Source organism: Nocardia sp. bgisy134 (genome assembly GCF_057708325.1).
In genome coordinates, this window is record NZ_JBYIRW010000020.1 from 50752 (window position 1) to 64414 (window position 13663).

Annotated in this window: 12 protein-coding genes; 6 read left to right on the plus strand and 6 right to left on the minus strand. The window is 69.1% G+C overall.

Going from position 1 to position 13663, the window contains the following annotated elements:
* Nucleotides 1-56 precede the first annotated feature (56 nt).
* Nucleotides 57-1175, plus strand: coding sequence for an NAD(P)H-dependent flavin oxidoreductase (locus tag AC3ERS_RS29380; RefSeq protein ID WP_431971365.1), 1119 nt, complete (start codon nucleotides 57-59; stop codon nucleotides 1173-1175).
* On the opposite strand, the gene AC3ERS_RS29385 is transcribed toward AC3ERS_RS29380, so the two are convergent.
* The gene (locus AC3ERS_RS29385) at nucleotides 1176-2153 is read right to left on the minus strand and encodes a DUF5996 family protein (RefSeq protein WP_431971366.1); all 978 of its coding nucleotides are present in this window, start codon (nucleotides 2151-2153) and stop codon (nucleotides 1176-1178) included. It abuts the gene before it with no gap.
* Nucleotides 2154-2526: 373 nt separating this feature from the next.
* A complete protein-coding gene (locus AC3ERS_RS29390; RefSeq protein WP_431971367.1) occupies nucleotides 2527-3303 on the minus strand; it encodes a FadR/GntR family transcriptional regulator in 777 nt (258 codons plus the stop codon).
* Nucleotides 3304-3410: 107 nt separating this feature from the next.
* Here AC3ERS_RS29390 and AC3ERS_RS29395 point away from each other — a divergent pair, with 107 nt between their 5' ends.
* Nucleotides 3411-4880 (plus strand): ABC1 kinase family protein, encoded by a 1470-nt coding sequence (locus AC3ERS_RS29395; RefSeq protein ID WP_431971368.1) that lies wholly within the window; start codon nucleotides 3411-3413, stop codon nucleotides 4878-4880.
* Between the two features lie 107 nt (nucleotides 4881-4987).
* Here the strand turns inward: AC3ERS_RS29395 and AC3ERS_RS29400 are convergent, their stop codons facing one another.
* On the minus strand, nucleotides 4988-5587 hold the full coding sequence (locus tag AC3ERS_RS29400) for a DUF459 domain-containing protein (RefSeq protein ID WP_431971369.1): 600 nt from the start codon (nucleotides 5585-5587) through the stop codon (nucleotides 4988-4990).
* A 97-nt stretch (nucleotides 5588-5684) separates the two neighbouring features.
* Between AC3ERS_RS29400 and AC3ERS_RS29405 the strand changes: the two genes are divergently transcribed.
* The 3 genes from AC3ERS_RS29405 (at nucleotide 5685) to AC3ERS_RS29415 (ending at nucleotide 9758) form a co-directional block, all read left to right on the plus strand.
* Nucleotides 5685-6473, plus strand: a complete 789-nt coding sequence (locus tag AC3ERS_RS29405; protein WP_488186871.1) for a 2OG-Fe(II) oxygenase — start codon at nucleotides 5685-5687, stop codon at nucleotides 6471-6473.
* The gene (locus AC3ERS_RS29410; protein WP_431971371.1) at nucleotides 6460-7200 is read left to right on the plus strand and encodes an SDR family oxidoreductase; all 741 of its coding nucleotides are present in this window, start codon (nucleotides 6460-6462) and stop codon (nucleotides 7198-7200) included. Before AC3ERS_RS29405 ends, AC3ERS_RS29410 begins: the two co-directional genes overlap by 14 nt.
* Nucleotides 7201-7385: 185 nt before the next feature.
* The gene (locus AC3ERS_RS29415; RefSeq protein ID WP_431971372.1) at nucleotides 7386-9758 is read left to right on the plus strand and encodes a lysylphosphatidylglycerol synthase domain-containing protein; all 2373 of its coding nucleotides are present in this window, start codon (nucleotides 7386-7388) and stop codon (nucleotides 9756-9758) included.
* 13 nt (nucleotides 9759-9771) lie between these two features.
* Here the strand turns inward: AC3ERS_RS29415 and AC3ERS_RS29420 are convergent, their stop codons facing one another.
* On the minus strand, nucleotides 9772-10464 hold the full coding sequence (locus AC3ERS_RS29420; RefSeq protein ID WP_431971373.1) for a methyltransferase domain-containing protein: 693 nt from the start codon (nucleotides 10462-10464) through the stop codon (nucleotides 9772-9774).
* A gap of 106 nt (nucleotides 10465-10570) precedes the next feature.
* On the opposite strand from AC3ERS_RS29420, the gene AC3ERS_RS29425 reads away from it, so the two are divergent.
* A complete protein-coding gene (locus tag AC3ERS_RS29425) occupies nucleotides 10571-11152 on the plus strand; it encodes a TetR/AcrR family transcriptional regulator (RefSeq protein WP_431971374.1) in 582 nt (193 codons plus the stop codon).
* A gap of 156 nt (nucleotides 11153-11308) precedes the next feature.
* Here AC3ERS_RS29425 and AC3ERS_RS29430 read toward each other — a convergent pair whose 3' ends face one another.
* The gene (locus tag AC3ERS_RS29430; RefSeq protein WP_431971375.1) at nucleotides 11309-11911 is read right to left on the minus strand and encodes a cysteine hydrolase family protein; all 603 of its coding nucleotides are present in this window, start codon (nucleotides 11909-11911) and stop codon (nucleotides 11309-11311) included.
* 81 nt (nucleotides 11912-11992) lie between these two features.
* Nucleotides 11993-13564, minus strand: a complete 1572-nt coding sequence (fadD5, locus tag AC3ERS_RS29435; protein ID WP_431971376.1) for a fatty-acid--CoA ligase FadD5 — start codon at nucleotides 13562-13564, stop codon at nucleotides 11993-11995.
* Nucleotides 13565-13663 lie beyond the last annotated feature (99 nt).

The window sequence follows — 13663 nt, forward strand, 5'->3', positions numbered from 1 at the left end:
GACGACCGCGGCCGCCGTGATCCGGTCGCGGCGTGGATAAGGGAGACCAGCACCCGATGCGTACCGAAATCTGCGACCGGCTGGGGATCGAGTTCCCCATCTTCGCCTTCACCCACTGCCGCGACGTGGCGGCCGCGGTCAGCAATGCCGGTGGGCTCGGCGTCCTCGGCGCGGTGGGCTTCACCGCCGAGCAGCTCGAGGTCGAGCTCGCCTGGCTGGACGAGCACGTCAACGGCGTGTACGGCGTCGACCTGGTGATTCCCTCCAAGTACGAGGGCAAGGGCATCGACGACCTGACGCCCGAACAGCTGGAAGCCAAGCTCGGCGAGCTGGTGCCCCAGGGCCACCGGGATTTCGCGGAGAAGATCCTGGCCGACCACGGCGTGCCGCACCTGCCCGCGGAGGAGCACCACAACCAGCTGCTCGGCTGGACCGCGACCACGGTGGCCCCGCAGATCGAGGTCATCCTGAAGCACCCCAAGGCCAAGCTGGTCGCCAACGCGCTCGGCACGCCGCCCGCGGACGTGATCGAGCAGATCCAGGGCTCCGGCAGGCTGATCGGCGCGCTGTGCGGTTCGGTCAAGCATGCGATCGATCACAAGGCCGCGGGGCTGGACTTCGTGGTCTGCCAGGGCACCGAAGGTGGCGGGCACTGCGGCGAGATCTCGTCCATGGTGCTCTGGCCGCAGGTCATCGACGCGATCGGCGATATGCCGATGCTCGCGGCAGGCGGCATCGGCGACGGCCGCCAGGTCGCCGCGGCCATGGCGATGGGCGCGGCGGGCGCGTGGACCGGTTCGCTGTGGCTGACCGTCGAGGAGGCCAATGTGCCGCCCGCGCAGATGCAGACCTACATCGACGCGAGCAGCCACGACACCGTGCGCTCGCGCTCGTGGACCGGCAAGCCGTGCCGCATGCTGCGCAACGACTGGACCGACGCCTGGGAGTCGGCCGAGACCCCCGACCCGCTGCCGATGCCGCTGCAGATGATGGTGGCGCTGGACGGCGTCAAGCGCGGCCACCGGTATCCGGAGGCCGCGAAGGACGTCAACTTCAACCCGGTCGGTCAGGTGGTCGGCATGATGACCAAGGTGGAGCGCTCCGCCGACGTGGTCGCCCGGCTGATCAACGAGTACGTCGAGGCGTGCGATCGCCTGAACAAGCTCAACGGCTGATCACTCGGGCCATTCCGGCCAGCGCGGCGCCTTCTGCTCCAGCACCGGATCGGTGACGCCGCCCCAGCAGGCCAGCTGGTCGGCATCCCATCCGGCGAGCTCGGAGCCGTTGGCGTAGACGGATTGGAAGAATTCGAGCGCGGCGCCCACCGGGTCGGCGGTGCGGCGCGCGTCCGCGTAGGCGTAGTACGCGGCGTGGCTCGATCCGGACGCCACCCACCGTGCGCCCGCGGGTTTCAGCGTGCGGTCGGTCAGCCCGTCCGGTTCCGGCGCGACGTAAGAATAGAAGGTCGGCTCGGGCAGTTTGTCGTCGCCGAACCAGAAACCGGCGCTGATCACCTCGCGCGAATAGGCCTCGCGGGTCACCGAATCGACGGTCGAGGGCAGGTCGATCCGGCGCGGCGAGAACCGCTGCACCGCGAGATCGAAGGTGTGCCAGAACAATTGGACGGGGCTGATCTTGCCGGAGTAGGTGGCGCTGAACTCCTCCAGTATCCGGCCGACCTGGCTGTGCACGCGAAACGCCCTGCGCGCCTTGTCCGGATCGTAGGCGGCGTGGTCGGTGTCGTCTTCGAACGGGCGACCGGCGTCGGGCAGATCGAAGGGGTGCGGGTGCGGCATGACGACCTCGATGCCGAGGTCGCCGAGCCCGCCCATGACATCGGTGTAGAACGTGGCCACGGACTGCTGGAGGAGGTCGATCTCCACCTCGATGCCGTGATCGGTCGCAATGCGCAGCACGTGGTCGAAGAAATCGAAGGAACAGGTGAAGACCGGCCCGGTGCGGGCGGTACCGAGCGGGACGGTGGTCCAGCCGCGGGCGGTGAGCCGGAAGGTCATGTGCCACCAGTGGTTGCGGCGGATGCCTTTGGCGAGGGCGACCTTGCCGACCACCTGGGCGAAACGGTGCAGCGTCTCCTTGGTCGGACGCCAGGATTCCAGCGGTATGTCGGGCAGCGAATCTGCTGACTCGGTCATGACGGAAACGGTACGACCGAGTCGGGCAATTCGCCAGCAAATCGCGGATGCGGCCTGCCCGCCCCGTCATCGACACCCGGCCAGTCCGATGACGGGACGGCCCGGCGCCGTGAGCGTCGGCGCCGGGTCTGCGGGTCGCCCTCCGCGCTCGAAGGACCGGCCGCACCGATCACCCTTCCCCGTGATCGGACCGCGGCAGCGGGAGCCTCGAGCGCGCCGGGCGACGCCGTCCAGCCAGATTCAGGATACCTGTCTCAGACGCAATGATCGACTATCTGTAATGAACAAGTGACCAACTCATTCGGAGGTCACCGCGCGCGGAACCGCGCGAAGCCATCAGACTCAGACAGTCCGATTCGTGCGTTTTGCCGGATCAGGCGGTGGCGGCGTGCGCGTCCTCGACGTCGGCTTCCCCGCCGCCGAGCAGCTCGTCGAACCGGGCGATGACCTTGTCGTGGTACATCCCGAACAGGTCCTCGAACAGCGCGAGCTGCGCCTCCGACGGGCCGGAGCCGGATTCCCACACCGCGACGAGCGCCCGCCACACCAGTACGTGCAGGTCGGCGGCGCCCGCGAAGTACGCCTCGATCGCCTCGGGCACCTCGAGCACCATCTCGCCGATCGTGTTGAGAATCGCGCGCTGCATGCTCAGCCCGAGCGCGGTCAGCAAACGCCGAACCAGTGCGACCTCGATGGCCAGAATCTGGCGGAAGTCCGGAACCTCCAGCCGGGCAAGGGCTTCCAGTTCGTCGATGGCCGCCTTCAGCTCGGCCGGGTCGACCTCCTGTTCGCTCGCGGTGTAGGCGAGCAGCGCCTCCATGACGATGCCGCGCTGCACATCGACGATGTCGTGGAACATCTCGATCGCGACATCCGGCATCGGCACCGAGAACCGGAACAGGTGGCGGTACACGTCGAGGCCGCCCGCCTCTCGCACATCGCGGATCGTGAAACCCTTACCGCGACGCGCCTCGACGAATCCATACGATTCCAGCCTGCCCAAGGTCAACTGCGCGGTCGCGCGATTCATATCGAATTCTTCGGCGACCTGGCGGACCGACGGCATCAAATCCCCCGGCTGATATTCCCCCGCGGCAACCCGGCGCGCCAGCTCGTCGGCAACGTCGGCGACTACCGTCTGGGATCCCATCGGATGCCACCTTTCGACTGTGTTCCAATACGTCCCAGACAGTCTAAGCCCTGCTGTGCGAGACTGCACCTGTGTAACACTGATCCGCCCACAGTGTGAGGTGATTCATGACCATTCGACGTGGGCCCGCTCCCTCGGACGACGAATCACGCGGTAGACGCCTCTTCGCGGTGCCGTCGAATGGCGCGCCTCCAGTCCGCCGGTCGGTGCGCAACGCCAGGTTGGCCGGGCTGCCGGTGGCCTTCGCGGGCCGTCGCGCCGTCGGCGTCGGCAAGCGGGCGCTCGGCCGTTCCGCCGCCGAAGTCGACCGCGAGATCCAGTTGCGCACCGCACAGCACATTTTCGAGGTGCTCGGCGAACTCAAAGGCTGCGCGGCGAAACTCGGCCAGCTGCTCGCGATCTACGAGCTCGCGCTGCCGCCGGAACTCGCCGAGCCCTACAAGATCGCGCTGAGCCGCCTGCACGACGCCGCGCCCGCCATGCTTCCCGGAGCCGTGGACGCCGCCATGTCGGCGAGCATGGGCCCGGACTGGCGTTGGTATTTCCGGGAATTCGACGAACGCCGCGCGGCGGCCGCCTCGATCGGCCAGGTGCACCGCGCGGTGTGGCGCGACGGCACGCCCGTCGCGGTCAAGGTGATGTATCCCGGCGGACGCGCGGCGGTGACAGGAGACCTCGAGCAGCTGCGCCGATTCACCGGGCTGGCCGCCGTCTTCCTGCCGGGCGCCGACATCACGGGCGTGCTCGACGCGATCACCGAGTGCGTGCTGGAGGAGCTCGACTACGCCGCCGAGGCGCGCTATCAGGAGGCGTTCGCGGCCGCCTACGCCGACGATCCCGATATCCGCGTCCCGCGGGTGATCGCCAGGCACGGCGACGTGCTGGTGACCGAATGGCTGGACGGCACGCCGGTCACCCGCGTCATCGAGTCCGGCTCGCAGGCGGAACGGGATCGGGTCGGCATGCTCATGGTTCGTTTCATGGCGTCCGCCTGGCCGCGCAGCGGCCTGCTGTACGGCGATCCGCATCCGGGTAATTTCCGGGTGCTGCCGGACGGCAGGCTCGGCGTGGTCGATTTCGGCGCGTGCGCGGTCTGGCCGCCGGAGGGGTTCGACGAGATGGCACGGGATTGCGTCCGCGCGGTGTTCCGCGGCGGGCCGCGCGAGCTGGAGGCGGCGACGCGGCGGCACGGTTTCGTCGAGCCCGGCCGCGCCTTCGACGCCGAGGCGCTGTTCGCGACCATCGCGCCGTGCACCGAACCGTTCGAGCACGACACCTACCGGCTGAGCACCCGCTGGTTGCGCAAACACGTTCTGCGACTGACCGATCCGCGACTGTCGAACATCATCCGGCAGCTGACCATGCCCGCCTGGATCACCCCGTTCGCGCGCTCGATGCTCACGCTGATCGCCGCGCTGTGCCAGCTGGGCACCGAGGGGCCGTACCGGGCCGAGATCGCGCGGTGGTTCCCGGAATTGGACGAGATCGCGCACGGTCCCGCCGACGAACAACCGGTAGCCAGCGCCGCGACACCACTGTTCCGCGACCGGGAGACGGTCTCGGCGCCGGTGGGCTGACCTGGTCGAATAACGAATTCCCGCCGCGCGTTTGCGTCTGAGACAGCAATGTGCGGCTTGTTCGCAGGCGAGATGCCACCTTTTCATCGAGGGCATCCGCGAGAAACTCAGCGGGACAACCACTCCCGCCAGGCGGGCAGGATCAGCGCCGCCATCGCGTCGTAGCCGCCCGCGCCGGGGTGCGCGCCGTCGCCCGCGCGCACCTCCCGCATCCACACCTCGTTCGCGCGTAACGCGTGGTGCACGCGCACGTACGGCGTCCGAGCCGCGGCGCAGATCTCGGCGAAGCGTTCGTCGAGGCGCGCGGTGCGGGCGTTGTGGGCGTCGTCGTCGATCGGCGGCGGCGCGACGAGCAGCGCGGGCCAGCCGCGCTCGGCGGCCGTGGTCAGCATGCCGGTCAGATTGGCCGCCGTGGCGTCGGGTTCCACACGCGGCGAACCGTTCTCGTGCGTGGCGTCGTTGACGCCGAACGAGAAGACCACCCGCGCCTCGGTCCCCTCGGGCAGCCGCGGCGCGCACTCGGCCTGCCAACGCGCGGCGATATCGGCCGAGGTCTCGCGGCGGACGCCGAGGTTGTATCCGGTGAAGGGCACGGCGTCGGCGTGCGCGGCGACGCCGAGCCGCCCCGCCCAGCCATGACAGAGCGGATCGCCGACGCCCGCGACGAACGAGTCACCGACGAAACAGATGCGAAGATCACGAGCCACCGGTCGATCCTCCCGTGTCCCTTCTTGTGCCGAGATCCCGGCCGCTCGAAATTCGGCCGACGAAGGCAATAAGATCACCGTGTTCGTCCGGGAGGGAGTGACGTTGTCAGGGGAATCGGTGAGTCAGGCGCCCGCGCCGCCCGCGTGGTTCACGGAATTGTTCGCCCATCGGCGCTGGATCCGCAGGTCCGGACCGTTTCCGCACGTGTATGTACGCGATGTCTTCGTCGACGACTTCTACCAGCGGCTCGCCGCCGAATACGAACGCGTGCGCGTTGCGCGGGCGGGCTCGTTCGAGAAGGTGGCCGACAACTACAGCGCCGACGCGATCCCGCTCACCGACCTGCGCAACGGACCGCTCGCACTGTTCACCTCGCGGGAATGGCACGACCTCATCGCGTCGGTGGCGGGCGTGGAAGTGACGGGCGACGTGGAGGGTTCGATTCACCACCACGCGCCGGACAGCCCCGCGGGCTGGCCGCACAACGATCTGAATCCGGCGTGGTTCTCCGGCTCGGCTCCCGGGCCGGGTGAGGTGCGGTTGCCCGATTCGAGCGTGAACACCAAGACCGGGACGAAGTCCGAGGGCGTCACCGCGCGGGAGACGGTGCGCGCCGTCGCGGTGCTGTTCTATCTGGGCAATCCGGGATGGCAGCCGGGCGATGGCGGGGAGACCGGGCTGTACGCCAACATCGCCGATCCGACGCCGACGCTGGCGGTGCCGCCGCTGGACAACTCGATGGTGGTGTTCGAATGCACCCCGCGGTCCTGGCACACCTACCTCGGCTACAACCGGGCGCCGCGCAGCAGCATCGTGATGTGGCTGCACCGGCCGAAGGAGGACGCGATCCAGCGTTGGGGAGGAGACCGCATTGTCTACTGGTGAATCGGCCCGCGGCGGCCGCCGGGTCTGCCTGCTCACCGGGGCGGGCGGCACGCTGGGCGACGCCTTCTGCCGCGCCCTCTACACCTCCTACGACATCGTCGCCGTCTGCGGCGCTCGCATTCCCGCGACGCCCTCGCAGCACGAGTGGTTCGTGGATCCCTTCGATCCGCAGGCCGACGTGCCGGAGAACGACTCCCGGGTCTTCCTGATCCGTTCCGATCTGACCGCGCCCGGCGAGGTCGAGCGCGTCATCGACCTGGCGCTGGCCAAGTTCGGCGGCATCGACCTGCTGGTCAACAATGCCGCGAGCCTGCGGCTGCATCCGCAGGGGCTCGTCGACGGGGATTCCGCGATCGACGACTTCGAATCCCAGTTCGCGCTGAACGTGGGCGTGCCGCTGCGGCTTTCGGCCCGGCTGGCGCAGCGCGGCTGGATGCACGACCTCGACGGCAACCGGGCGCGCAACCGCAACATCGTCAACGTCTCCAGCCTCTCCGGCTCCAAGGTGTACCCGGGCGGCCAGGCGGTGTACGCCGCGTCGAAGGCGGCGCTGAACCATCTGACCCGGCACCTCGCGGCGGAGTTCGAGGAGTTCGGCGTCCGCGCCAACGCGGTGGCTCCGGACAGCTTCCCCGCTCGGGTTCCGACGGAGAAGGTGCTCCAGGCGATCGTGGAACTGGACGCGGGCGCGATGAACGGAGGCGTGTACAGCGTCGTCGCGAACTGAGCCCGCCGGGCCCTCGCGGCGCCGCCTCTGGCAGTGTGAGCAGGGGCCGAAGCGGCACCGCGCGACGCCGCACCGCCGCGGCGTGTTGGTGCCGATCGCCCGCGGTGACCTGCTGCATACTCACGGAACGTGAGACAGGGGGTCGCCGAGCCAGCGCCAACTCGATCCGAAAGTGCCGATACGACATGCGAGTCGACGGGCGGGAGATCCCGGTAACGGGCAATCTCCTGGAACCGCTGATCCGGCGGACCACGGACATCGTCCGGGTCATGCTCGCGGCGCTGTGGCTCGGTGTGGTGATCGCGGCCTCGGTCATCACCAGACCGGAATGGCTGGCGCTCGAGGATTCGGTGTCCGACATCGTCGGCTTCCTCACCCCGGACCAGTCCAACCTGGTCTACCTGCTCTACGGCATCGCGATCCTCATCCTGCCGTTCGCGATCCTCATCGAACTGGTCATCGGCAGGCAGTGGAAACTGCTCGCCGGATACGCCGCCGCCGGACTCGTCGCCGGCCTGCTGCTCTCCATCACCGGCACCGGCATCTCCGCGCCGCAGTGGCACCTCCAGGTGCCCGATCGGCTCGACACCTTCCTTTCCCAATTCCTCGACGATCCGCGCTGGATCGCGATGCTCGCCGCGGTGCTCACCGTCTCCAGTCCGTGGCTGCCGACCAGGCCGCGGCGCTGGTTGTGGTTCCTGCTGCTGGCCTTCGCGCCGATCCATCTCGTGGTCAGCACCGTGGTGCCCGCGCGGGCGATGTTCGGCCTCGCGGTGGGCTGGCTGGTCGGCGCGCTGATCGTCTGGGTGGTCGGCACACCGGCGCTGGAGGTGCCGCTCGACGCCGCGGTGCGGGTGCTCGCCAAACGCGGGCACACCGTCACCGGATTCACCGTGGTGCGGCCCGCGGGCTCGGGGCCGCTGGTGCTCTCGACCGCCGTGACCGGCCCGGAGCGCGAGCTGACCGTCGAGATGTACGGCAAGAACCAGCGCAGCCACGGCGCACTGCGCATGCTGTGGCGCTGGCTGACCTTTCGCAGCAGCGAGACCGGGGCGCTGCACGGTTCCATGCACCGCGCCGTCGAGCACCGCGCGCTGATGACGATCGCCGCGGGCGATCTCGATCTCGCAGGCCAGCAGGTGGTCGCGGTCGCGGCGCTGGATCGCGGCTGGATGCTCTACGCGCACACCGACTCCGGCGGCGTCCCGATCGCCGAGATCCCCGGCGAGCGGCTGCCCACGGTGTGGAAGGCGCTCGACGCGCTGCACGGGGGCCGGATCGCACACGGCGACCTGCGCCCCGAGGACATCCGCGTCACCGAGGACGCCGTGCTGTTCAGCGGTTTCGGCAGCGCCGAGTTCGGCGCCTCGGACACCCAGATCCAATCCGACATCGCGCAGCTGCTGGTCACCACGGCCGCGATCTACGGCAAGGAATCCGCGGTGCGCGCGGCCATCGAAGCGCTCGGCGAGCAGACCGTGCTCACCGCGACCCGCCGCCTCATCAAATCAGCCACCCCCTCCGGTATCAGGATGTCGATTCCGGAGTGGAAGTCGGTCGTGTCCGAAACCCGCGACGAGGTGCGCAAGCAGACCGGCAAGGACCGGATCGAGGCCGATCAGATCACCCGGTTCTCCCGTAACCAGATCATTCAGCTGGTGCTGCTGATCGGGCTGGTCTACGTGGCGTACCCGTTCATCAGCCAGGTCCCGACCTTCTTCACCCAGCTGAAGACCGCCAACTGGTGGTGGGCGCTGCTCGGGCTCGCCGTCTCCAGCCTCACCTACGTCGGCGCCGCGGCCGCGCTGTGGGCCTGCGCCTCCGGCATGGCGAACTTCCGCAACCTGGTCATCATGCAGATCGCCAACACCTTCGCCGCGACGACCACGCCCGCGCGCGTCGGCGGTCTCGCCTTGAGCGTGCGGTTCCTGCAGAAGAGCGGGCTAGGCGCGGTGCGAGCCACCGCGGCCGTGGCGCTGCAGCAGGCGGTGCAGGTGATCACCCACGTCAGCCTGTTGATCCTGTTCAGCATCGTGGCGGGGACCTCGGCGGACCTCTCCCATTTCGTGCCGGATCCGACCATCATCTACCTGGCCGCCGGTGTCGGTGTCGGCATCATCGGCACATTCATGTTCGTGCCGAAACTGCGGCGCTGGCTGAACAATTCGGTCCGGCCGCAGCTCCAGGAAGTGCTCGGCGAACTGGGCCAGCTGGCGAGGGACCCGAAGCGGTTCGCCATCATCGTGGCGGGCGGTGCCGCCGTCACGCTCGGCATGGCGGGTGCGCTGTGGGCCAGCGTGGAGGCCTTCGGCGGCGGCGCCACCTTCGTCACCGTCACGATCGTCACCATGATCGGCGGCACCCTGGCCTCGGCCGCCCCGACCCCCGGCGGCGTCGGCGCCGTCGAGGCGGCCCTGATCGGCGGCCTCGCCGCCTTCGGCCTTTCCGTGGACATCGCGGTGCCCGCGGTGCTCCTCTACCGCGTCCTCACCTGCTGGCTGCCGGTGTTCTGCGGGTGGTTCACCATGCGCTGGATGACCTCGAAGAACATGATTTAGGGCGGAGCGCGAGCTAGTCCTTGGTCGCGCGGAGGATTCCGGCGATCGGCGGGACGGTCTCGAACTCGACCGAGCGGAAACCCGCTGCCAGCAAGGGTTCTCGATAACGGCGGATGTCGACGGCGGCGAGCGGGTCGGCGTGGTGGTCGGTCGCGGTGTCGCGGGTGCGGTGGGCCGCGAAACGGGACATCGCGCGGATCGCGCCCGGTAGTACCCGGCCGGTGGGGTGGGTGTCGGCGAGGAGCAGTCTGCCGCCGGGGCGGAGCACGCGGAACATGTGGGCGAGCGCGGCCTCGCGCTGCGCCTCGGGGATGTGGTGCATGACGAAGGTGCAGGTCACCACGTCGAAGGAGGCGTCGGGCCGGTCGAGGGTCTGCGCGGGGCCGAGCTCGAAGCGGCAGTTCGGCTGTTTCGTGCGCGCGGTGGCGTAGGCGATCATCCGCGGCGACGGATCGCGGCCGACGACCTCGCCCGCGGGACCGACACGGACCGCGAGCGCACGGGCGAGATCACCGGGACCACAGCCGATATCGAGCACGCGATCGCCGGGCGCGGCGCCGCTGTGGGCGATGAACTCGTGGTCGAGCGCGCGCCCGCGGCCGAGCGCGAACGCGGAGCGGAGGAACCGGTAGCCGCGCGGGCGGGTGATGAGGATGCCGATCTCGGCGGGTTGCTTGTTTGCGGACTGTTGTGCGTTTCCGGACATATGTTCATGATCGAAGGTGGCCGCCGCGGCGACCAGAAGCAGAAGTACGGAATCCGTCCGGTTCGGGACAGTGCGGCCCGGTCCGTCCGGAAACGCAGGGATTGAGATGCACGAGACCACCGACCGCCGGGTGCGGCGCACCAGGGCGACATTGCACCGGGCGCTGATCGAACTACTCCTCGAACGCTCCTACGAGCGAATCACGGTGCGCGACATCCTGGATCGCGCCGACGTCGGACGCTCCACCTTCTACGCGCACTTCCGCGACAAGGACGACCTGCTACTGGTGAGCAGCACCGAATACCTGCGCGCGGCCATCACCGCCGCGCGACCGGACGACCCGGCCGCGCCGCCGCCTTCGGCGCCGCTGGCGCCGATCTACACGCTGTTCCGGCTGGCCTCGGAGAATCCCGAGGTGTATCGCGCGCTGCTCGGGCGCAAGGCAGGCGGCCAGCTGCTGCGTGCCACCCGCGGCATGGTCGGCCGGGTGCTCACCGAACAACTGTCCGGACGCTTCGCCATGGACGACGAGGAATTCGCCGCGATGGTGAACTTCCTGTCCTGGGGCGTGGTCGGCACGCTCGGCGCTATCGCCGACGCGGACCCGCCGATCCGGGCGGACATCGCCTATCGCCGGTTGGAGACGCTGATCGGCCCGGGCCTGACGGGACGCGTCCGAGCGGATTGATTCCCCGTCCGCTTCCGCTGACACTCGACCTTCTCGCCGGGCGCGGCGGGCGGGTGCGGCGCGGAGAATCGATGGGGCGCGCTGTCGTGCTCAGCGGCGGAAGCGATCGACGGTTTCGGCTGCGGTGGTGGGCGCGGAGTTCGAGTGGGCGTTCGCTCAGCGGTGGATGATGTCGAGGGCTTCGGCGGCGGTCACGCATCCCGCGGTGACGAGCTCGAGGTTGGCGAGGGTCGCCTCGTGCGAGGCGGGATCGGCGGCGGTGACGCAATCGGCGACTGGGTGCACCGTGAAACCGAGATCCGTTGCGTGGCGGGCGGTCTGCTCCACGGTCAGGTTGGTGGCCACGCCGGTGACGAACAGGGTGTCGAGGCCACGGTCGGTCAGCCAGTCGGCGAGGGCGTTGCCCGCCAGCCCCGAGAGCTTCTGATTGTCGTAGGTCGCGCTCGGTTGCGCCGCCATCTCCGTGATGAGCTGGGTGCCTGGCGATTCCGGGCGGAACTCGGTCTGTGCCGCGCCGACCGACCGCATGAAACCGGTGTTGCGCACCAGCCCGCCCTCGCCGACGGGAATGGTGAAGCGCGTGAAGATCACCGGGAGCTCGGCCGCGGCGGCCGCGTCGTGGAAGTCCACCGCGCGCGGCACGACGCCGCTGGCCGCGACCGGCGCGGCGAGCATCGGACCGAAGAATCCCTCGGGCCGGATGACATTGACCTGCCAGTGCAGGGCCAGCACGGCGGCGCGGATGCGTGGAATCGCCATGCGTCGATCCTGACGCATCCGCGCCGCGCGCGTGGCCGGTTTCCACGACCCAGTTCGCGGAACCGACACGCAGGCAAGGTACTAGGACGAATAGTCCTTGCGCAGCTGGACTTTCACGACCTTGCCGCTGGCGTTGCGCGGCAGCTCGGGCACGATCACCAGATCCTTGGGGTGCTTGTACCTGGCCAGGTTCTCGTTGAGGTACGGCTCCAGCTCGTCCAGGGTCAGCTCGGCATCGGGGTCGATCAGCGCGACCACGGCGACCGGCACCTCGCCCCACTTCTCGTGCGTGCGCCCGACCACGGCGGCCTCGCGAACCTTGGGGTGTCCGAAGAGCACGTTCTCCACCTCGGCGCAGTAGATGTTCTCGCCGCCGGAGATGATCATGTCCTTCTTGCGGTCGACCACCCAGACGAACCCCTCGTCGTCCGCGCGAACCAGATCGCCGGAGTGGAACCAGCCGCCCGCGAAGGCCTCCGCGGTGGCTTCTGGCTTGTTCCAGTAGCCCTGCATGAGAGTCGGTCCGCGGTAGACGATCTCGCCGACCTCGCCTGGCGCGACATCGTTCATCTCGTCGTCCACGATGCGGGCCTGGATGGTGGGGATCGGCTTGCCCACCGAACCGAGCTTGCGCAGCGCGTCCTCGCCTTCCAGCACGCAGGTGATCGGCGACATCTCCGTCTGGCCGAAGACCGCGACATTGGCGGCGTTCGGGAAGCATTCGGCCATGGCGCGCAGCACCGAGTCCGAGGCGGGCGCCGCGCCCCAGCTGAGCATGGTGAGCGCGAGCTTGCGGTCCTTCACCGTGGGCTCGGCGCAGATGGCCTGCCACTGGGCGGGTACGCAGAACGCGGTGGTGGCCTGCTCCTTCTCGACGGCGTCGAGGAACTCGGTGGGATCGAACGCGCCGAGCGGATGCAGCACGGTCTTGCCGCCGAGCAGGAAATACGGTGCGAGACTGCCGAGTCCGGCGATGTGGAACAGCGGCGAGGTGCAGAAGCCGATGGCCTCGGGGCCGAGGTCCATGGCCCGGATACAGGTCAGCGCCTGCGCGTTCATGTTCGCGTACGAGAGCACCGCGCCCTTCGGGCTGCCCGTGGTGCCCGAGGTGTACATGATCAGCGCGGGGGTGTCCTCCGGAATGTCCAGCGGCGTGTGGGGCGTCCCCTCCTCGGCCAGCACGTCGTCGTAGCCGAGCACGTCTTCGGCGGTCTTGCCGCCGATCACGATGCAGGTCTCGAGTGCGGGCGCCTGCGCGAGCACGGCGGTGGCCAGCGGCTGTAAGACCGTGTCGGTGACGATGGCCTTGGCCCCGCTGTCGCCGACGATGTACGCGACCTCCGGCGGGGTGAGCCGGAAGTTCACCGGCACCGCGATGGCGCCGAGCGCGTTGATGCCGAAGACCGCCTCGATGTATTCGGGGTAGTTCAGCGCGAGAAGGATCACCCGGTCGCCGAACCCGACGCCGCGCCTGGCCAGCGCGTCGGCGAACTTCAGCGACCGCTCGTGCAGCTGCTGCCACGTCGTGTCCACACCACGGAACCGCAGGGCGACCGCGTCCGGACGCATCTGCGCGTGGGCGGCGATCTGATTGTTCCAGTGGTTGCGCCGCGACCTGATCGGCTCGTCGAGCGCCTGTGCACCGGTGGTCATGCCACGTACTCCTCTCGGACCGCCTGCAAGCGTCCGCCGGAGTGGCCGACCGCGTGGACGGGCTGAATTGAGATGAGAATAACAACTAACTTAACCGGA